Origin of the sequence: Rahnella sp. R3(2024) (assembly GCF_042920125.1) — a bacterium.
Lineage (GTDB): Bacteria > Pseudomonadota > Gammaproteobacteria > Enterobacterales > Enterobacteriaceae > Rahnella > Rahnella rivi.
In genome coordinates this window covers 2,411,649-2,431,431 of the sequence record NZ_JBHGBU010000001.1, presented here as the reverse complement: position 1 = coordinate 2,431,431, position 19,783 = coordinate 2,411,649, and the positions used below count along the sequence as shown (strand labels likewise).

The 19,783-nt window shown below is 50.7% G+C and carries 13 protein-coding genes, 5 tRNA genes and 3 rRNA genes; 3 read left to right on the top strand and 18 right to left on the bottom strand.

Translation table 11 applies throughout. The annotated features are described in order from the left end of the window. Position 1: 1 nt before the first annotated feature. From rplK to ABSH60_RS11025, 8 genes are all read right to left on the bottom strand, one after another. A complete protein-coding gene (rplK, locus tag ABSH60_RS11060) occupies positions 2-430 on the bottom strand; it encodes a 50S ribosomal protein L11 (protein WP_013577413.1) in 429 nt (142 codons plus the stop codon). Positions 431-600: 170 nt separating this feature from the next. Next, complete coding sequence (nusG, locus tag ABSH60_RS11055; protein ID WP_056777953.1) at positions 601-1,146, bottom strand: transcription termination/antitermination protein NusG; 546 nt, start codon at positions 1,144-1,146, stop codon at positions 601-603. Next, positions 1,147-1,530, bottom strand: coding sequence for a preprotein translocase subunit SecE (gene secE / locus ABSH60_RS11050; RefSeq protein ID WP_034794996.1), 384 nt, complete (start codon positions 1,528-1,530; stop codon positions 1,147-1,149). Between the two features lie 255 nt (positions 1,531-1,785). Continuing rightward, positions 1,786-2,970 carry an elongation factor Tu gene (tuf, locus tag ABSH60_RS11045; RefSeq protein ID WP_122097336.1) on the bottom strand — a complete coding sequence of 395 codons (1,185 nt, stop codon included), beginning with the start codon at positions 2,968-2,970 and terminating at the stop codon, positions 1,786-1,788. Positions 2,971-3,078: 108 nt separating this feature from the next. Continuing rightward, positions 3,079-3,154 (bottom strand) — tRNA-Thr (locus tag ABSH60_RS11040). 7 nt (positions 3,155-3,161) lie between these two features. Next, positions 3,162-3,236: transfer RNA gene (locus ABSH60_RS11035), tRNA-Gly, on the bottom strand. Between the two features lie 130 nt (positions 3,237-3,366). Next, positions 3,367-3,451: transfer RNA gene (locus ABSH60_RS11030), tRNA-Tyr, on the bottom strand. A 19-nt stretch (positions 3,452-3,470) separates the two neighbouring features. Further along, positions 3,471-3,546, bottom strand: a tRNA-Thr gene (locus tag ABSH60_RS11025). 384 nt (positions 3,547-3,930) lie between these two features. On the opposite strand from ABSH60_RS11025, the gene ABSH60_RS11020 reads away from it, so the two are divergent. Both ABSH60_RS11020 and coaA read left to right on the top strand, forming a co-directional pair. Then, complete coding sequence (locus tag ABSH60_RS11020; RefSeq protein WP_390973937.1) at positions 3,931-4,437, top strand: GNAT family N-acetyltransferase; 507 nt, start codon at positions 3,931-3,933, stop codon at positions 4,435-4,437. Between the two features lie 236 nt (positions 4,438-4,673). After that, positions 4,674-5,624 carry a type I pantothenate kinase gene (gene coaA / locus ABSH60_RS11015; RefSeq protein ID WP_056780224.1) on the top strand — a complete coding sequence of 317 codons (951 nt, stop codon included), beginning with the start codon at positions 4,674-4,676 and terminating at the stop codon, positions 5,622-5,624. Between the two features lie 43 nt (positions 5,625-5,667). On the opposite strand, the gene birA is transcribed toward coaA, so the two are convergent. From birA to pepQ, 10 genes are all read right to left on the bottom strand, one after another. Beyond that, a complete protein-coding gene (gene birA, locus ABSH60_RS11010) occupies positions 5,668-6,627 on the bottom strand; it encodes a bifunctional biotin--[acetyl-CoA-carboxylase] ligase/biotin operon repressor BirA (RefSeq protein WP_217202589.1) in 960 nt (319 codons plus the stop codon). Beyond that, a complete protein-coding gene (murB, locus tag ABSH60_RS11005; protein ID WP_390973935.1) occupies positions 6,624-7,661 on the bottom strand; it encodes a UDP-N-acetylmuramate dehydrogenase in 1,038 nt (345 codons plus the stop codon). The genes birA and murB overlap by 4 nt, the downstream gene beginning before the upstream one ends. A gap of 185 nt (positions 7,662-7,846) precedes the next feature. Continuing rightward, positions 7,847-7,962: ribosomal RNA gene (rrf, locus tag ABSH60_RS11000) — 5S ribosomal RNA — on the bottom strand. A gap of 116 nt (positions 7,963-8,078) precedes the next feature. After that, positions 8,079-10,987 (bottom strand): 23S ribosomal RNA (locus ABSH60_RS10995). A 224-nt stretch (positions 10,988-11,211) separates the two neighbouring features. Next, a tRNA-Glu gene (locus ABSH60_RS10990) sits at positions 11,212-11,287 on the bottom strand. A 142-nt stretch (positions 11,288-11,429) separates the two neighbouring features. Next, positions 11,430-12,972: ribosomal RNA gene (locus tag ABSH60_RS10985) — 16S ribosomal RNA — on the bottom strand. Together the 16S, 23S and 5S rRNA genes with 1 tRNA gene alongside form the textbook arrangement of a ribosomal RNA operon. Before the next feature lie 435 nt (positions 12,973-13,407). Then, complete coding sequence (gene hemG, locus ABSH60_RS10980) at positions 13,408-13,947, bottom strand: menaquinone-dependent protoporphyrinogen IX dehydrogenase (RefSeq protein WP_056772043.1); 540 nt, start codon at positions 13,945-13,947, stop codon at positions 13,408-13,410. Positions 13,948-13,968: 21 nt separating this feature from the next. Then, a complete protein-coding gene (gene trkH / locus ABSH60_RS10975) occupies positions 13,969-15,420 on the bottom strand; it encodes a Trk system potassium transporter TrkH (protein WP_056772045.1) in 1,452 nt (483 codons plus the stop codon). Positions 15,421-15,457: 37 nt separating this feature from the next. Further along, on the bottom strand, positions 15,458-16,069 hold the full coding sequence (locus tag ABSH60_RS10970; RefSeq protein ID WP_390973932.1) for an IMPACT family protein: 612 nt from the start codon (positions 16,067-16,069) through the stop codon (positions 15,458-15,460). Further along, positions 16,069-17,400 carry a Xaa-Pro dipeptidase gene (pepQ, locus tag ABSH60_RS10965; protein ID WP_390973930.1) on the bottom strand — a complete coding sequence of 444 codons (1,332 nt, stop codon included), beginning with the start codon at positions 17,398-17,400 and terminating at the stop codon, positions 16,069-16,071. Before pepQ ends, ABSH60_RS10970 begins: the two co-directional genes overlap by 1 nt. 189 nt (positions 17,401-17,589) lie before the next feature. Between pepQ and fadB the strand changes: the two genes are divergently transcribed. Then, positions 17,590-19,782 carry a fatty acid oxidation complex subunit alpha FadB gene (fadB, locus tag ABSH60_RS10960; protein ID WP_390973928.1) on the top strand — a complete coding sequence of 731 codons (2,193 nt, stop codon included), beginning with the start codon at positions 17,590-17,592 and terminating at the stop codon, positions 19,780-19,782. Position 19,783: the final 1 nt, after the last annotated feature.

Sequence of the window (19,783 nt, the reverse complement as noted above, 5' to 3'; positions counted from 1 at the left end):
ATTAATCCTCCACTACCAGGCCCATGGAACGAGCAGTACCTTCGATGGAGCGAGTCATCGCTTCAACGTCAGAACCAGTCATGTCCGCAGCTTTGGTTTCTGCGATTTCACGAACCTGAGCACTCGTTACTTTACCCACTTTGTCTTTGTTCGGCTTGCCGGAACCAGACTTGATACCAGCCGCTTTCTTCAGCAGTACTGCTGCAGGAGGGGTTTTGGTAACAAAAGTGAAAGAACGGTCAGAATAAACAGTAATAACAACAGGAATTGGCAGGCCTTTTTCCATGCTATCAGTCTTAGCATTGAACGCCTTACAGAATTCCATGATGTTCACGCCTTGTTGACCCAGAGCTGGACCAACTGGCGGACTTGGGTTTGCCATACCAGCTGCAACTTGCAGCTTAACGTAGGCTTGTACTTTCTTGGCCATGGTAAATATCCTCGTTTGGGTGATATCGCCTGTTTGAAGAGGCTCCCCGTTATTTGTAGTACTTTACAGTTTTACGCGCAGAGGCTGCACATAAAAACAAAAGGCGCGAAATTATAGTTCAATTTCGCGCCCTGTACAACATCTGTTCTAATGATTATAGAACGCTGTTGTTAGCCTTTTTCAACCTGACCGAAGTCCAGTTCAACCGGTGTTGCACGGCCAAAGATGGAAACAGACACTTTCAGGCGGCTTTTTTCGTAATCGACTTCTTCAACCACACCATTAAAGTCTGCAAACGGCCCGTCACTAACACGTACCAGTTCACCTGGTTCAAACAATGTTTTAGGACGTGGTTTATCACCGACTTGTTGCAGGCGGTTCATGATCGCATCAACTTCTTTATCGCTGATTGGAGCAGGACGGTCAGATGTCCCACCAATGAAGCCCATCACGCGAGGAACACTGCGAACTAAGTGCCAGCTGGCGTCATTCATCACCATCTGAACCAGCACATAGCCAGGGAAGAACTTGCGCTCGCTCTTGCGACGCTGGCCACCACGGATCTCAACCACTTCTTCAGTTGGAACCATGACTTCGCCAAACAGCTCTTCCATGTCATGTAACTTGATGTGCTCACGCAGCGATTGCGCTACGCGGCCTTCAAAGCCGGAAAACGCCTGAACGACGTACCAACGTTTTTTAGGTGCTTCAGACATTTAGAACCTCAGACCAGTAATGAAAGATACCAGGCGGACTAAAATTCCATCCAGCCCCCACAGAATCAGAGACATAACGGCAGTCACCGCAGCAACGATCAGTGTGGTATGCAATGTTTCCTGGCGCGTTGGCCAAATGACTTTACGTACTTCGGTGCGCGCTTCACGAGCAAACGCAACCGTCGCTTTGCCTTTAGTGGTCAATAATGCCACTGCGCCTGCAATTGCGATAATAACAACTACAGCTAACGCGCGTAACGGCAGGCTGTATGCACGGTAATAATAGTTACCTACAATTGCTACAACCAACAAAACGGCAACAACCAGCCACTTTACCGCTTCCAGGCCGCGCCCGCTCCCTTGAGCCTCGGTATTCGCACTCATAAACCAACCCGTCGCAATGATTCAGAACAAACAACTTTGCCTCGCATTGCGAGGCAAACCAAACCGATCGATGCTCTACTTGAGCGCAATTCGGTGTTTTACGCTATATCTCAGAGCCTATCTCACCAATGATTATGACGTATAAATCGCTGATGAGATAGGTTCTCGCGCCACAGCGTAGAAAAAAGGGCATCGAATGATGCCCTTTTAGTGTGTATTGCGTCAACGTATAGTGACAAAAAAGTCTATCGGCAATTAAGCGATAACTTTAGCAACAACACCAGCGCCTACAGTACGGCCGCCTTCACGGATTGCGAAACGCAGACCGTCATCCATCGCGATTGGGTGGATCAGGGTAACAACCATGTTCACGTTGTCACCAGGCATTACCATCTCAACGCCTTCTGGCAGTTCGATAGTACCGGTCACGTCAGTTGTACGGAAGTAGAACTGTGGACGGTAGCCTTTGAAGAATGGAGTATGACGACCACCTTCTTCTTTGCTCAGGATGTACACTTCGGAATCAAACTTAGTGTGTGGTTTGATTGAACCTGGTTTAGCCAGAACCTGACCACGTTCGATGTCTTCACGTTTGATACCACGCAGCAGAACACCAACGTTCTCACCAGCACGGCCTTCGTCCAGCAGTTTGCGGAACATTTCAACGCCGGTACAAGTAGACTTAACAGTGTCCTTGATACCCACGATTTCAACTTCTTCGCCCACTTTAACGATACCGCGCTCTACACGACCGGTAACAACTGTACCACGGCCGGAGATGGAGAATACGTCTTCGATTGGCAGCAGGAATGGCTTATCGATAGCACGCTCTGGCAGTGGAATGTAGCTGTCCAGTGCTTCTGCCAGTTCGATGATTTTCGCTTCCCAAGTTGCATCGCCTTCCAGTGCTTTCAGCGCTGAACCTTTGATGACCGGGATGTCGTCGCCTGGGAATTCGTAAGCAGAAAGAAGTTCACGAACTTCCATTTCTACCAGTTCCAGCAGCTCTTCATCATCAACCATGTCGCATTTGTTCATGAACACGATCATGAATGGAACGCCAACCTGGCGACCCAGCAGGATGTGCTCACGGGTCTGAGGCATAGGGCCATCAGTTGCAGCAACAACCAGGATAGCGCCGTCCATCTGAGCAGCACCGGTGATCATGTTTTTCACGTAGTCGGCGTGCCCTGGGCAGTCAACGTGCGCGTAGTGACGAGTCGGGGTGTCATATTCAACGTGTGAAGTGTTGATGGTGATACCACGAGCTTTTTCTTCTGGTGCGTTATCGATCTGGTCGAATGCGCGTGCAGAACCGCCGTAGGTTTTAGCCAGAACGGTGGTGATTGCTGCAGTCAGGGTAGTTTTACCGTGGTCGACGTGGCCGATAGTACCAACGTTAACGTGCGGTTTGTTACGTTCAAATTTTTCTTTAGACATCGATTGTCCCTCTAAGACACGGTTAAATCGGTGGTATCACCACATCAACCAAGCATTTGCTTGACGAATTAGTTTACAGAAAGAAAATCAGGAGGGAGGATTTGGAAGTGGTGCTGATAGGCAGATTCGAACTGCCGACCTCACCCTTACCAAGGGTGCGCTCTACCAACTGAGCTATATCAGCACATACTTGGAGCGGGCAGTGGGAATCGAACCCACATCATCAGCTTGGAAGGCTGAGGTAATAGCCATTATACGATGCCCGCGTCCTGGAACTCGGCTACCTAATTTTTCTGAAGAACTCGAAGACGGGGAAAAGGACGTGAGACACTTAATTCCTCACCTTCTCTTAAAGAGACCAGGTCACTCTAAGTTGCCTCATTGCTAAGGCCTGTATGGTGGTGGGGGAAGGATTCGAACCTTCGAAGTCGATGACGGCAGATTTACAGTCTGCTCCCTTTGGCCGCTCGGGAACCCCACCTAATTGTTAAGTACTTGAATGGTGCCGGCACCAAGAGTCGAACTCGGGACCTACTGATTACAAGTCAGTTGCTCTACCAACTGAGCTATGCCGGCATCAAGTGCTGCGCATTCTATGGAGACTTTAAGGGGTATGCAACTAAAAAATTGCATGATTTGCTTCTTCGCTCATGTTTTATTCAAAAAATAGGGTTTTTCTAAGTTTTACGCTTAACAAGAGCCAAATAAAGACCCAATACGCCTCCCAGGCCGGCACAGAAATGACGATCCTTACTGGTTTCAATATCCCTCTGCGATGTAAAAATCTTACTCACTAAACAAATTATCAACCACATGCACCAGATTTGAACTTTTGCTTCATGGGTGAGCATCAAAGAATCTCTGCAGTCCCCTTTCGCCGCGTATCAATGGATTTCTTAGATGGCGTGTCTTTTGCATCATTCATTTGAATCTGCTGAATTGCCATTTAAGAGGTAAGCAATGAAAATTGTGATGCTTAATGCCGCTACATTACCTGTCTACCGCGATGAGCTCGCCCGCTTGCTTATAGAAGCCAGTAAACAGGGGATCACTGCAGGCTTGCCCCCTACTTTCGAGCAGCAAGAAGCGGAAAATGTTTTTCACGATTTACGCCCTGCGATCTCACACAACGAATTGTTACTTTGGATTGCCCGGGATGAGCAAGGCGTAACGGGCACTGTGCTTCTTAACCTGATCCGTTCGCAAGAATCTTCGCATCATGCTGAAGTCAGTGCTTTGTTGGTCTGCTCGAGAGTAAGAAGGAGTGGTGTAGGTCGTCTATTGTTGCGCGAATCAGAAATTAAGGCGCAAGTTTTACGGTATACAATGCTCTCTTCGGACATGCAATCGGGCACCGCTGCAGAAGCCTTTTATCGTTCACAGGGTTATCGCTGTGCGCAATGTAAGTCCTCGACGGATTATCGCAGAAAGAATGAAGTGGTCTATTACAAACAACTTCAACCGTAACTTGCTCCTGTTTTTTCTTTGAATCCCTGCGGGGAGCATGGCCGCATGGTTCGTCATTGTTCTAGTGGGTTTACATGACTTTCTCAAAAAATTTTTAACTCAATCAAAGAAATCGTTAAGTTATAAGAAAAAGATCTCCCCTGAAAACGAAGCTGTCTATAATATGCTGCTGGTTTACTGTCTGGAGTTGGCGTGAACGCCTTTCCTGACCTGCGCTAACAGGCAGACTTTAACTTATGAAAAAAAGTGCCCCATCTTTGGCAACGCCTTACCTGCAGTTCGATCGTGCACAGTGGGCTGCTCTACGCGATTCAGTTCCATTAACGCTCAAAGAAGCGGAAGTGGTGAACCTTAAAGGTATCAACGAGGATTTATCTCTCGAGGAAGTCGCACAAATTTATTTGCCGCTTTCGCGTCTTCTTAATTTCTATATCAGTTCAAATCTTCGCCGTCAGGCTGTGCTTGAGCAATTCCTGGGAACCGATGGCCAGAAGATACCTTATGTCATCGGTATTGCTGGCAGTGTAGCAGTAGGGAAAAGCACTACAGCCCGTGTGCTTCAGGCGTTACTGAGTCGTTGGCCTGAGCATCGTTCCGTTGAACTTATCACTACGGATGGTTTTCTCTATCCCAATAAAACGCTGCAAGAGCGTGGGATCATGAAGAAGAAGGGATTCCCACAGTCTTACGATATGCATCAGTTGGTCAATTTTGTTTCTGAGGTTAAATCCGGAGCGAAGAGCGTCACTGCGCCGGTCTATTCACATTTAATTTATGATGTGATCCCTGAAGGAAATAAAGTCATCGAACAGCCTGACATTTTAATTCTCGAAGGCTTAAATGTTTTACAGAGCGGCATGGATTATCCTCATGATCCGCATCATGTATTTGTCTCTGATTTTGTCGATTTTTCAATATACGTCGATGCGCCTGAGGATTTATTGCAGGGCTGGTATATCAATCGTTTCTTGAAATTTCGTCAGGGTGCGTTCTCTGATCCAGATTCTTATTTTCATCATTATGCAAAACTGCCGGAAGAAGAAGCGGTAAACATCGCCACGCAGTTATGGAATGAGATTAACGGGCTGAATTTAAAAGAAAATATTCTTCCAACAAGAGAGCGGGCCAGTCTGATTCTGACGAAAAGCGCTAACCATGCCGTTGAACATGTAAGACTCAGAAAATAGTATAATAGACATTAAAAGGAGAGCTCAGGCTCTCCTTTTGATTTCACACGCCGCGCAGAGATATCTCACCACCTATATAAGGCTTAATTATACCCTCTTGCTCTAAAAGCAATGCTCCTTGCTGATCAATGCCACGTTCAATACCGTGAATCTCCTGATCTCCAATCAGCAATTTTACCGGTCGGTCGAGAAAATTATCCAGTCCACGCCAGCGTGTAATAAATGGAGCTAAGCCTTCCTTTTCGAAATGCAATAATGCCGCGCGTAATTCTTTCAGCAGAGTTGCCGTGAGCTCATTTCGGTCTATATTAACGCCCGCTTCCTGCAAGTTTATCCAGCCCTGATTAATAGTATCGGCAGCCGGCTCGCGCATTTTAAGGTTTATACCAGCGCCAATAACCAACTGTGCCGCATCTCCGGTTTTACCTGTTAGTTCAACCAGGATCCCGGCTAACTTTCTGTCTTTCAGATAAAGATCATTTGGCCATTTTACGCGTACATCTTCAGCTCCCAGACGCTGAAGCACTTCTGCCATTACGATGCCAATAACCAGACTCAGCCCCATTGCTGCTGCTGGTCCTTGATCAAGCTTCCAGTACATCGACAGATAAAGATTACTGCCAAATGGGGAAAACCATTTTCTTCCACGACGCCCACGCCCTGCCTGCTGGTATTCAGCGACACAGGCATCACCGGAACTCAGTTCTGAAATCCGGTCGAGAAGATATTGATTTGTTGAGTCGATTACGGGCAGCACACTTACACGGCCAGCAGGAAGCATTGAAATAATCGTTGCTTCATCCAGCAACTGAATAGGATGCGGGAGACTGTAGCCCTTACCGGGAACAGTGAAAATATCTACGCCCCAATCGCGTACCGTCTGGATATGCTTATTGATTGCGGCCCGGCTCATCCCCATCGCAGTGCCCAGTTGTTCACCGGAATGGAATTCCCCATCAGCTAAAATTGAGATCAAGTGCAGCGGAACGGTAATATCTTTCATGACAGAGCCTCCACGGCATTTACTTCACCACTGGCGGCGATAAATCGAACTTCAGGTTCCAGCCATATACCAAACTTTGCAGCAACAGAATCTCTCACGTGTTTTGCCAACGCACGAACATCCGCACTGCTTGCGTGATCCTTATTAATCAAGACAAGTGCCTGATTCTGATGAACAGCGGCACCGCCAATACAGAATCCTTTAAGATTCGCCTGTTCGACCAGCCAGCCCGCAGCCAGTTTTACCTGCCCATTAGCCTGCGGGTAAGAGGGCATTGATGGGTAGTCTCGTTGGATCTTTTCCGCTACCACGGAATCAACAGTGGGATTTTTATAAAAGCTACCAGCGTTTCCAGTAATAGCGGGATCAGGCAGTTTACTCATGCGCATTGCGCATACTGAATCAAAAATCTCACGGGGAGTAACGCTGTGCGGATCTAAGCGCGTCAGATCACCATAAGTAAGCTTGGGTTGCCAATGCTTAGTTAGCCTGAACCCTACAGCGACAATGGCATAACCGTCTTTATAAGCATGTTTAAAAATGCTCTCACGGTATCCAAACTGACATTCTTCCGCCTTAAGTTGCTTAATCTCGCCGCTATTCATGTTCAATACATCAACATATTGACAGACATTTTGCAGTTCAATCCCATACGCTCCAATATTTTGTATGGGCGCAGAGCCAACGCAACCAGGTATTAAGGCAAGATTTTCCAGTCCGGGAATATTATGTTCAAGTGCGTAGCACACCAGTTCGTGCCAGTTTTCACCTGAGCCAACGTGTAACAACCATTCCTCTGAGTTTTCCGTTACTTCGATACCTTTTATTCTGTTCAATGCCACAGAACCGGAAAAGTCTTCAAGAAAAAGAACGTTGCTTCCCTCACCTAAAAGTAGAAATGGCTGATTCTTTTCTTTTGCCTTTTTCCACGTTTCAACTAACTGGGCAGTGCTATTGATATACGTTATTGCCGCAGCATGAGCTGCTATGGAAAAAGTATTGAGGGATTGAAGTGAGGTGCCGTCATTCGACATAACATATTACTCGTCAGTGACCTAATTGCGCATAGTTTAACGTATTCGTTCATCAGCGGCGCAGCGTTTTGTGGTGAGAAGAGAAGCATAAAATACAGGATGTCGAATAAACAGGCGCCGCGTTCCCTAAATTTCACACAGCAAAAAGCCCTGTACGTCAGTACAGGGCTTTCCACTTATTTGATGCCTGGCAGTTCCCTACTCTCGCATGGGGAGACCCCACACTACCATCGGCGCTACGGCGTTTCACTTCTGAGTTCGGCATGGGGTCAGGTGGGACCACCGCGCTACTGCCGCCAGGCAAATTCTGTTTTATCCATACCGCGCACCTTAAATCAGGCTTGCACTATGAACCAATCTCGGAACATTCAGCTGAAAATCTACTTCAGAGCCACTCTAAAACACCTTTGGTGTTGTAAGGTTAAGCCTCTCGGGTCATTAGTACTGGTTAGCTCAATGCATCGCTGCACTTACACACCCAGCCTATCAACGTCTTAGTCTTAAACGTCCCTTCAGGTGGCTTAAAGCCACAGGGAAGACTCATCTCGAGGCAAGTTTCGCGCTTAGATGCTTTCAGCGCTTATCTTTTCCGCATTTAGCTACCGGGCAATGCCATTGGCATGACAACCCGAACACCAGTGATGCGTCCACTCCGGTCCTCTCGTACTAGGAGCAGCCCCTCTCAATCTTCCAACGCCCACGGCAGATAGGGACCGAACTGTCTCACGACGTTCTAAACCCAGCTCGCGTACCACTTTAAACGGCGAACAGCCGTACCCTTGGGACCTACTTCAGCCCCAGGATGTGATGAGCCGACATCGAGGTGCCAAACACCGCCGTCGATATGAACTCTTGGGCGGTATCAGCCTGTTATCCCCGGAGTACCTTTTATCCGTTGAGCGATGGCCCTTCCATTCAGAACCACCGGATCACTATGACCTACTTTCGTACCTGCTCGAGCCGTCACTCTCGCAGTCAAGCTAGCTTATGCCATTGCACTAACCTCACGATGTCCGACCGTGATTAGCTAACCTTCGTGCTCCTCCGTTACTCTTTAGGAGGAGACCGCCCCAGTCAAACTACCCACCAGACACTGTCCTCACCCCGGATCACGGGGCCGAGTTAGAACATCAAACATTAAAGGGTGGTATTTCAAGGTTGGCTCCACGCAGACTGGCGTCCACGCTTCAAAGCCTCCCACCTATCCTACACATCAAGGCTCAATGTTCAGTGTCAAGCTATAGTAAAGGTTCACGGGGTCTTTCCGTCTTGCCGCGGGTACACTGCATCTTCACAGCGAGTTCAATTTCACTGAGTCTCGGGTGGAGACAGCCTGGCCATCATTACGCCATTCGTGCAGGTCGGAACTTACCCGACAAGGAATTTCGCTACCTTAGGACCGTTATAGTTACGGCCGCCGTTTACCGGGGCTTCGATCAAGAGCTTCGCATTGCTGCTAACCCCATCAATTAACCTTCCGGCACCGGGCAGGCGTCACACCGTATACGTCCACTTTCGTGTTTGCACAGTGCTGTGTTTTTATTAAACAGTTGCAGCCAGCTGGTATCTGCGACTGGCTTCAGCTCCGGGAGCAAGTCCCTTCACCTACGCGCCAGCGTGCCTTCTCCCGAAGTTACGGCACCATTTTGCCTAGTTCCTTCACCCGAGTTCTCTCAAGCGCCTGAGTATTCTCTACCTGACCACCTGTGTCGGTTTGGGGTACGATTTCGTGTTACCTGGAGCTTAGAGGCTTTTCCTGGAAGCATGGCATCAACTACTTCACCACCGTAGTGGCTCGTTATCACGCCTCAGGGTTAATATGTAACCGGATTTACCAAGTCACACCCCCTACACGCTTGAACCGGGACAACCGTCGCCCGGCTAGCCTAGCCTTCTCCGTCCCCCCTTCGCAGTAACACCAAGTGCTGGAATATTAACCAGCTTCCCATCGACTACGCTTTTCAGCCTCGCCTTAGGGGTCGACTCACCCTGCCCCGATTAACGTTGGACAGGAACCCTTGGTCTTCCGGCGTGCGGGTTTTTCACCCGCATTATCGTTACTTATGTCAGCATTCGCACTTCTGATACCTCCAGCAACCCTCACAGGTCACCTTCGACGGCTTACAGAACGCTCCCCTACCCAACAACGCCTAAGCGTCGCTGCCGCAGCTTCGGTGCATGGTTTAGCCCCGTTACATCTTCCGCGCAGGCCGACTCGACCAGTGAGCTATTACGCTTTCTTTAAATGATGGCTGCTTCTAAGCCAACATCCTGGCTGTCTATGCCTTCCCACATCGTTTCCCACTTAACCATGACTTTGGGACCTTAGCTGGCGGTCTGGGTTGTTTCCCTCTTCACGACGGACGTTAGCACCCGCCGTGTGTCTCCCGTGATAACATTCTTCGGTATTCGTAGTTTGCATCGAGTTGGTAAGCCGGGATGGCCCCCTAGTCGAAACAGTGCTCTACCCCCGAAGATGAGTTCACGAGGCGCTACCTAAATAGCTTTCGGGGAGAACCAGCTATCTCCCGGTTTGATTGGCCTTTCACCCCCAGCCACAAGTCATCCGCTAATTTTTCAACATTAGTCGGTTCGGTCCTCCAGTTAGTGTTACCCAACCTTCAACCTGCCCATGGCTAGATCACCGGGTTTCGGGTCTATACCTTGCAACTTGACGCCCAGTTAAGACTCGGTTTCCCTACGGCTCCCCTATTCGGTTAACCTTGCTACAAAATATAAGTCGCTGACCCATTATACAAAAGGTACGCAGTCACCCAACAAAGTAGGCTCCCACTGCTTGTACGTACACGGTTTCAGGTTCTATTTCACTCCCCTCGCCGGGGTTCTTTTCGCCTTTCCCTCACGGTACTGGTTCACTATCGGTCAGTCAGGAGTATTTAGCCTTGGAGGATGGTCCCCCCATATTCAGACAGGATGTCACGTGTCCCGCCCTACTCATCGAACTCACAACCTATGCATTTTTGTGTACGGGACTATCACCCTATACTGTGCGACTTTCCAGACGCTTCCACTAACACATACGCTGATGTTGGTTCTGGGCTCTTCCCCGTTCGCTCGCCGCTACTGGGGGAATCTCGGTTGATTTCTTTTCCTCGGGGTACTTAGATGTTTCAGTTCCCCCGGTTCGCCTTGCATGGCTATGTATTCACCATGCAATAGTGTGTCGAAACACACTGGGTTTCCCCATTCGGGTATCGTCGGTTATAACGGTTCATATCACCTTACCGACGCTTTTCGCAGATTAGCACGCCCTTCATCGCCTCTGACTGCCTAGGCATCCACCGTGTACGCTTAGTCGCTTAACCTCACAACCCGAAGGTGTCTTAAAAGACATCATCGCGCTGCGATTATTTGAGAGACTCTGTTACAGACTAATCCACCACTCAGTACTTCTACGGAGAGTGATGTTCAGCTGTAAACTTTCAATTTTCAGCTTGTTCCAGATTGTTAAAGAGCAATATCTTAAACACGACTCGTTAAAGTCATCTTTAAGATATTCGGTGATAATGTCTTTCACACATTATCGGAGTGGCGTCCCCAAGGGGATTCGAACCCCTGTTACAGCCGTGAAAGGGCAGTGTCCTAGGCCTCTAGACGATGGGGACACGAAAAATCCGCACCAGACCACACCGTGGTTTGGCACTTTTCGCATCAGCGTAAGGTTGCCCTTACCGCATCAACAGGTGCTCTTGCTCATTAATTTCATCAGACAATCTGTGTGGACACTGCACAATGCGTATCTTTAGGTAAGGAGGTGATCCAACCGCAGGTTCCCCTACGGTTACCTTGTTACGACTTCACCCCAGTCATGAATCACAAAGTGGTAAGCGCCCTCCCGAAGGTTAAGCTACCTACTTCTTTTGCAACCCACTCCCATGGTGTGACGGGCGGTGTGTACAAGGCCCGGGAACGTATTCACCGTAGCATTCTGATCTACGATTACTAGCGATTCCGACTTCATGGAGTCGAGTTGCAGACTCCAATCCGGACTACGACATACTTTATGAGGTCCGCTTGCTCTCGCGAGTTTGCTTCTCTTTGTATATGCCATTGTAGCACGTGTGTAGCCCTACTCGTAAGGGCCATGATGACTTGACGTCATCCCCACCTTCCTCCGGTTTATCACCGGCAGTCTCCTTTGAGTTCCCGACATTACTCGCTGGCAACAAAGGATAAGGGTTGCGCTCGTTGCGGGACTTAACCCAACATTTCACAACACGAGCTGACGACAGCCATGCAGCACCTGTCTCAGAGTTCCCGAAGGCACTAAGCTATCTCTAGCGAATTCTCTGGATGTCAAGAGTAGGTAAGGTTCTTCGCGTTGCATCGAATTAAACCACATGCTCCACCGCTTGTGCGGGCCCCCGTCAATTCATTTGAGTTTTAACCTTGCGGCCGTACTCCCCAGGCGGTCGACTTAACGCGTTAGCTCCGGAAGCCACGCCTCAAGGGCACAACCTCCAAGTCGACATCGTTTACAGCGTGGACTACCAGGGTATCTAATCCTGTTTGCTCCCCACGCTTTCGCACCTGAGCGTCAGTCTTTGTCCAGGGGGCCGCCTTCGCCACCGGTATTCCTCCAGATCTCTACGCATTTCACCGCTACACCTGGAATTCTACCCCCCTCTACAAGACTCTAGCTTGCCAGTTTCAAATGCAGTTCCCAAGTTAAGCTCGGGGATTTCACATCTGACTTAACAAACCGCCTGCGTGCGCTTTACGCCCAGTAATTCCGATTAACGCTTGCACCCTCCGTATTACCGCGGCTGCTGGCACGGAGTTAGCCGGTGCTTCTTCTGCGAGTAACGTCAATGTACAGTGCTATTAACACTGAACCCTTCCTCCTCGCTGAAAGTGCTTTACAACCCTAAGGCCTTCTTCACACACGCGGCATGGCTGCATCAGGCTTGCGCCCATTGTGCAATATTCCCCACTGCTGCCTCCCGTAGGAGTCTGGACCGTGTCTCAGTTCCAGTGTGGCTGGTCATCCTCTCAGACCAGCTAGGGATCGTCGCCTAGGTGAGCCATTACCCCACCTACTAGCTAATCCCATCTGGGCACATCCGATGGCGTGAGGCCCGAAGGTCCCCCACTTTGCTCTTGCGAGGTCATGCGGTATTAGCTACCGTTTCCAGTAGTTATCCCCCTCCATCAGGCAGTTTCCCAGACATTACTCACCCGTCCGCCGCTCGTCACCCGGAGAGCAAGCTCTCCTGTGCTACCGCTCGACTTGCATGTGTTAGGCCTGCCGCCAGCGTTCAATCTGAGCCATGATCAAACTCTTCAATTAAAAGTTCGATTTGCTTAAACAAGTTAAGCGATGCTCAAAAATTAACTTTCGTAGTACTCTTATAAGTGAACAAGTCACCTAAATGAATTACTGCTTGGTCACTCTTTAAGACTTGATATTTTTTTGCCACCGAGGTGGCTGATATCGTCTTGTGAGTGCCCACACAGATTGTCTGATAAATTGTTAAAGAGCATGCCGCGGTTCGCAAGGAATCTTATGCGGCGCGGGAGGCGTATATTACGTTTTCCCGCTGAAGAGTCAAGAGATTATTCATTCGAACTTTCATCTTTTTCTCTTCCTGTCCGAGCGACTTCTCAGTCGTTGTTCCCGGTCAGTGGAGGCGCATTATAGGGAGTTCTCAGAAGGCCGCAACCCCTAATTTCAAAAAACTTTCTGAGTGCTTTTTTTTTGGTCTAAACGTTGATAAAGACCGCATTACAGCGATTTTTTATACGATATTTGCCCAAAATCCTCAGCGAATTTGGCAACCTGCTGCCAGTCGGTGTACTCCACTTCTTTACGGGTATCCGTTTCTCCACCGGTCATACGCATAATAAGTTGGATCATGACCTTATCGAACCAGCGATATCGTGGATAACGTAATGCCCCGGCGAATACGCCACAAATCGCCGGTTCCCACGGAGAGGCCAGCAGAAACTTACGCACATAGGCATTGGTCTGCGGGCTGCGCTTCTCGGGCTTACGGGCGGTGAGATTCACGCCAAAGAATGCAGACGGCATTTGATTCAAGGTGTCGGCATGTTTTTTAACGAATTTATCCAGCACCGGATTGAAGTGGCCGTAACGTATAGAAGCGCCAATCATCACCTGGTCGTAGCTTTTCAAATCCACATGCTCAGCGTGTGCCAGGTCGATGACATCACAGTTGCACTTCTCTTTAAGCACACTGGCTATATAAGAAGAGATGGCATGGGTCTGCCCGTCACGACTTGAGTAAAGTATCAACGCTTTCATTCTTGTTTCCCTTTCATAAACTTATTCGCGCCAGAACGTCGGCGTGAACAGGACTAATAGTGTGAAGACCTCGAGACGGCCAAACAACATGGTGACGATCAGGATCCACTTCGCCACAGAGTTCATGGATGCAAAATTATCGGCGACAACGCCCAGACCCGGCCCAAGATTATTGAGCGTGGCCGTGACCGCAGCAAACGCCGAGAAGTTATCGACCCCCGTCGCGACAATCGCCAGCATGCTGACTATAAATACCAGCGCGTAAGCGGAAAAGAATCCCCACACGGCTTCGATGATGCGTTCAGGCAGCGCACGGTTACCCAGCTTGATGGTGTAAACCGCATTGGGGTGGACCAACCTTTTCAGCTCGCGCGTCCCCTGTAAGTAAAGCAGCAGGATACGGATAACCTTCAGTCCGCCACCGGTTGAACCAGCACAACCTCCGATAAACGCAGAGCACAATAATAGAAGAGGCAAAAACAGCGGCCATTTCGAAATACTGTCGGTGGTGTACCCCGCAGTGGTTGCCATGGAAACCACCTGGAAGAAGGCCTGATTAATGGTTTCCAGACCTGAGCCGTAAACATTGTGGATCCACAGAACCAGCGTACAGATGACCACCAGCGTAAATTGCACCCCGATGAACATCCGGAATTCCGGGTCACGCCAGTAGACCTTGAGATTACGTCCGCTGAGTACCGCAAAATGCAGGCCGTAGTTACAACCGGATATCAGCAGGAACACAGCGATAATGCTGTTGATGGTGCCGCTGTGAAAATATCCAATACTGGCGTCATGGGTTGAAAAGCCGCCGATGGCGATCGTCGAGAAGCTATGCCCGATAGCATCAAACGCGGACATCCCCGCGCCCCACAGCGATAATGCACAGGCAATAGTCAGGAGTACGTAAATCAGCCAAAGGGTTTTCGCCGTTTCAGCAATACGTGGCCGCATCTTGTTATCTTTCAGCGGTCCCGGCATTTCAGCACGGTACAGCTGCATCCCGCCGACGCCCAATATCGGCAGAATCGCCACCGCGAGCACAATGATCCCCATACCGCCAAACCATTGCAGCATTTGTCGGTAGAACAAAATGGCTTTGGGTAATGAGTCCAGCCCCACCAGCGTGGTCGCGCCCGTCGTTGTCAGGCCAGAGAAGGATTCAAAGAAAGCGTCGGTCAGCGACAGATTCGGCCGCTCGGAAAACAGAAAGGGCAATGCCCCGACGCTGCCCAGCACCGTCCAGAACAGCACCACGATCAGGAAACCTTCGCGCGGCTTCAGCTCACTTTTCTGCTTTCGGTTGGGAAGCCAGAGGAATAAACCAATCGTCAGGGCGACAAAAAACGTCTGGCTGAACGCACGTCCTGCGCCGTCGCGGTAAATCAGAGCGACCAGGCCGGGAATAATCATCGTTCCGGAGAACAGGATGACGAGCACCCCGACGATGCGTGTTATGGCACGAAAATGCATGCTGGTGCGTTCCTCAGCGAATTAACCATAGAAAAAATTATGAAACCGGACGCAGAATGAGCGTGCCACGGCTGATATCGAATAAGTGACTGACGGTTGCTGTTGCCTCGGCAGCAGGCAGCGCCAGAACGAGATCGACAGCAGCGCCATACTCACTGCGTAAGATATGTCCGCCGACTTGCGAGAGCAGCGTTTCCACCAGCTGTAACTGGCTGTAATCACACTGCACCGCGTATTCTGCCAGCGGAACTTTTTGTTGCACGGTAAGTTGTTTTAAAGCTTGCTGAACGCCGCCGCCATAGGCTTTCACCAGCCCGCCGGTGCCCAGCATAATACCGCCATAATAGCGCACGACGACGGCGGTGATCTCCCCGACACCGCTTCCCATCAGTTGACTGAGGATCGGTTTACCCGCTGTACCTGCAGGTTCGCCGTCATCAGAAAATCCCAGTTGCTGAGAATCATCCGGCGCGCCAGCCACAAACGCCCAGCAATGATGACGCGCTGCCGGATGCTGATGGCGGATATCCTGAATAAACGCTTTGGCCGCTTCAACGCCCTCTGTTCTTTCCAGTAAGGTAATGAAGCGGCTTTTCTTTATTTCCTCGCTGAAACTGACTGACTCAGCGGGAACCCGATACGGCTGCATCAGGCCAGCTTCAGGTCACGGGTCATGTTTTCGATGCGATTATCGTGGATAACAATGTTGTCCTCGATACGGATCCCGCCAAAAGGCTTCAGCGCTTCAATGCGCTCCCAGGCGAAGTGCTTACTGAATTGCCCCTCGCGCAACGGTGCCAGCAGCGAATCGATGAAATACAGGCCCGGTTCAATGGTCAGCACCATACCCGGCTCAATCACACGGGTACAACGCAGGAAAGGATATTGCGAAGGGGCGGCCTGATGGGTGCCCTTATCATCCTGCATGAAACCGGCAACGTCATGCACCTGTAACCCCAGCGGATGCCCAAGACCATGTGGCAGGAAAGGCCCGGTCAGGTTCTGTTCCACCATGCCGTCTTCGCTGATATCAACCACCAGCTTGTGCGCTTTCAGCAATTTGGCGATACGGTGATGCATCTGAACATGATAGTCGGTGTAGCGCACACCGGCCTTGATCGTGTCAATTAAAGCCAGTTCCTCCGTATTGAGGTCTTTCACCAGTGCGGCGAAGTCGCTGTCCGGTTTCCCGGCGTAGGTACGGGTCAGATCAGCGGCGTAACCGTTATATTCCGCACCGGCATCCAGCAGGAAGCTGCGCATGTCGGCAGGCGGCTGGTTATCAAGCGTGGTGTAGTGAAGTACCGACGCATGTTCATTGAGCGCAACAATATTGTCGTACGGCACATCGGTATCACGGTGGCCGGTGGCGGTGAGATACGCCAGGTTGATGTCGAACTCACTCATGCCGGAAAGGAACGCTTCTTTCGCCGCACGATGCCCGCTGACAGCCACTTTCTGCGCTTCACGCATACAGGCCAGTTCATAGCCGGTTTTATACGAGCGATGATAATGCAGGAAATCCAGCACCGCTTTCGGGTTCACGTTGGCAGCAGGCACACCCAGGCTGATAGCACGATCCTGGCTCGAACCGATGTAACCCACGCGCTTAAGATCCACCGGCAACTGGCCTTTGATCTCGTCGGCATTGGCCAGCGGCGTAATCGCGATTTCTTTGGTCCAGAATGAATCCGGCAGCGGCTCGTGGCTGTGCCAGTAGTCAACCGGCGAATAGAACCACAACTTAGGCGCATTCACGCCATCCACCCATAACCAGCAATTTGGCACTTTGGTGACCGGCACCCAGGCTTTGAATTGCGGGTTCACTTTGAACGGATAACTGTGATCATCAAGGAAGGTCGTTATCAGTTCACCGGAGTGAATCAGTAACGCATCAAGCTGAGAACGTTGCAGAATTTCGCGGGCACGCGACTGCAACGTGGCGATATGTTCTTTATAAAGCGTAGTAAGCGATTCCATCCAACTGTCCTTATTTCACCGGAAAGACGATGCAGCATCTTACCACAGCCTTACGGCTGCCATAGTCCCGGAAGGTTTGTGATCTTGCCTGCAAATAAAACACATCTCATTTGCAAATTATTAACATAATAACCACACTCGAAAGCATCTGGTCATACCAGATCATCACAGATGATTCAGGAGAGACACATGCTTTACCAAGGCGAAACATTACACCTGCACTGGCTCGACGACGGGATCGCCGAGCTGGTCTTCGATGCTCCGGGCTCCGTAAACAAGCTCGATACCCAAACGGTTGCCAGCCTGGGCGAGGCGATCGCAGTGCTCGAGAAACAGCCGGGCCTGAAAGGTTTACTGCTGAGCTCAGCAAAACCGGCATTTATTGTCGGGGCAGATATCACCGAATTTTTATCCCTGTTCAACGCGCCCGCGGAGAAACTGCATGAGTGGCTGAATTTCGCCAACAGCATTTTTAACCGGCTGGAAGATTTACCGGTACCCACACTTTCCGCCATCAGCGGATATGCCCTGGGCGGCGGCTGTGAATGCGTGCTGGCGACGGATTTGCGTATCAGTACCGCCGATGCGCGCATTGGCCTGCCGGAAACCAGCTTAGGGATCATGCCGGGTTTTGGCGGTTCCGTGCGTCTGCCGCGCCTGATTGGCACTGACAGCGCACTGGAAATTATCGCCGCCGGTAAAAATATCAGCGGGAAAGAAGCCCTGAAAATCGGGCTGGTGGATGCGGTGGTCGACGCCGACACACTGCGCGACGCCGGGATCACCATGCTAAAAAATGCCGTGGCCGGTAAACTGGAATGGCAAAGCCGTCGCGAACCCAAACGTCTGCCGCTGAAACTCAGCCAGATTGAAGCGACGATGAGTTTCAGTGTCGCCAAAAGCATGGTCATGCAGAACGCGGGGAAACATTACCCTGCGCCGATGACCGCGGTGAAAACCATTGAAGCCGCCGCACGCCTGGGCCGTGACGATGCGCTGAAACTGGAAACAGCCAGTTTTGTTCCCCTCGCGCAATCTAAAGAAGCCCGCGCGCTGGTCAGCATTTTCCTCAACGATCAGTTCGTTAAAGCGAAAGCCAAAAAACTGGCGCACGGCAGCGAAAAACCAAAGCAGGCTGCGGTGCTGGGAGCGGGCATTATGGGTGGCGGGATTGCGTATCAGTCTGCCCTGAAAGGCGTACCGGTTGTGATGAAAGACATCAGCGACCAGTCCCTGACGCTCGGCATGAACGAAGCGGCCAAGTTGCTGAACAAACAGCTGGAGCGCGGCAAACTCGACGGTCTGAAAATGGCCAACGTGCTGTCGACCATTCATCCGACGCTGGATTACAGCGGAATCGAACGCGCCAGCGTCGTGGTCGAAGCCGTCGTGGAGAACCCGAAAGTGAAAGCGGCGGTGCTGGCGGAAGCGGAATCGCTGCTCGACGCCGATACCGTACTGGCTTCCAACACCTCAACCATTCCGATCGACCAGCTGGCTTCTTCACTGAAACGCCCGGAAAACTTCTGCGGCATGCACTTCTTCAATCCGGTGCATCGTATGCCGCTGGTTGAAATTGTGCGTGGCGCGAAAACCTCAGACAAAACCCTTTCACGTATTGTCTCTTACGCGCTGGCAATGGGTAAAACGCCGATCGTGGTGAACGACTGCCCGGGCTTCTTCGTCAACCGCGTGCTGTTCCCGTATTTCTCCGGTTTCAGTTTACTGCTGCGTGACGGGGCCGATTTCCGCCAGATCGACAAAGTGATGGAAAAACAGTTCGGATGGCCGATGGGCCCGGCATATCTGCTGGACGTCGTGGGCATCGACACCGCGCATCACGCGCAGGCCGTGATGGCCGCCGGATTCCCGCAGCGTATGGCGCGAAACTACCGTGACGCCATCGACGTGCTGTTCGATAACCGCCGTTTCGGCCAGAAAAATCAGCTGGGCTTCTACCGCTACAGTGAAGACAGCAAAGGCAAGCCACGTAAAGACGTCGACGAACAGGCTGTCAGCCTGTTGGCCGATAATCTGAAACCGGCACATGCAGAATTCTCACCACAGGACATCATTGCACGCATGATGATCCCGATGATTAACGAAGTGGTGCGCTGCTTCGAAGAAGGCATTATTGCCAGCCCGGCCGAAGCCGATATGGCGCTGGTATACGGCATCGGTTTCCCTCCGTTCCACGGCGGCCCGTTCCGTTATCTGGACACGCTTGGCACGGCTGAGTATCTGAAAATGACCGAACATTACGCGCACCTGGGGCCAATGTATCAGGCACCGGACGGGCTTCGCGCCAAAGCGCAAACCAATGAAAGTTACTACCCGGTTGCGGCAGCGCTGGAAAACATCAGCACCGGCAATCAGGCATAAG

Coding starts and splice junctions, on each gene's coding strand:
- tuf (WP_122097336.1), bottom strand. CDS start 2,970: ATGTCTAAAGAAAAATTTGAACGTAACAAACCGCACGTTAACGTTGGT.
- fadB (WP_390973928.1), top strand. CDS start 17,590: ATGCTTTACCAAGGCGAAACATTACACCTGCACTGGCTCGACGACGGG.
- ABSH60_RS11020 (WP_390973937.1), top strand. CDS start 3,931: ATGAAAATTGTGATGCTTAATGCCGCTACATTACCTGTCTACCGCGAT.
- rplK (WP_013577413.1), bottom strand. CDS start 430: ATGGCCAAGAAAGTACAAGCCTACGTTAAGCTGCAAGTTGCAGCTGGT.
- pepQ (WP_390973930.1), bottom strand. CDS start 17,400: ATGGAATCGCTTACTACGCTTTATAAAGAACATATCGCCACGTTGCAG.
- trkH (WP_056772045.1), bottom strand. CDS start 15,420: ATGCATTTTCGTGCCATAACACGCATCGTCGGGGTGCTCGTCATCCTG.
- hemG (WP_056772043.1), bottom strand. CDS start 13,947: ATGAAAGCGTTGATACTTTACTCAAGTCGTGACGGGCAGACCCATGCC.
- ABSH60_RS10970 (WP_390973932.1), bottom strand. CDS start 16,069: ATGCAGCCGTATCGGGTTCCCGCTGAGTCAGTCAGTTTCAGCGAGGAA.
- secE (WP_034794996.1), bottom strand. CDS start 1,530: ATGAGTGCGAATACCGAGGCTCAAGGGAGCGGGCGCGGCCTGGAAGCG.
- murB (WP_390973935.1), bottom strand. CDS start 7,661: ATGTCGAATGACGGCACCTCACTTCAATCCCTCAATACTTTTTCCATA.
- birA (WP_217202589.1), bottom strand. CDS start 6,627: ATGAAAGATATTACCGTTCCGCTGCACTTGATCTCAATTTTAGCTGAT.
- coaA (WP_056780224.1), top strand. CDS start 4,674: ATGAAAAAAAGTGCCCCATCTTTGGCAACGCCTTACCTGCAGTTCGAT.
- nusG (WP_056777953.1), bottom strand. CDS start 1,146: ATGTCTGAAGCACCTAAAAAACGTTGGTACGTCGTTCAGGCGTTTTCC.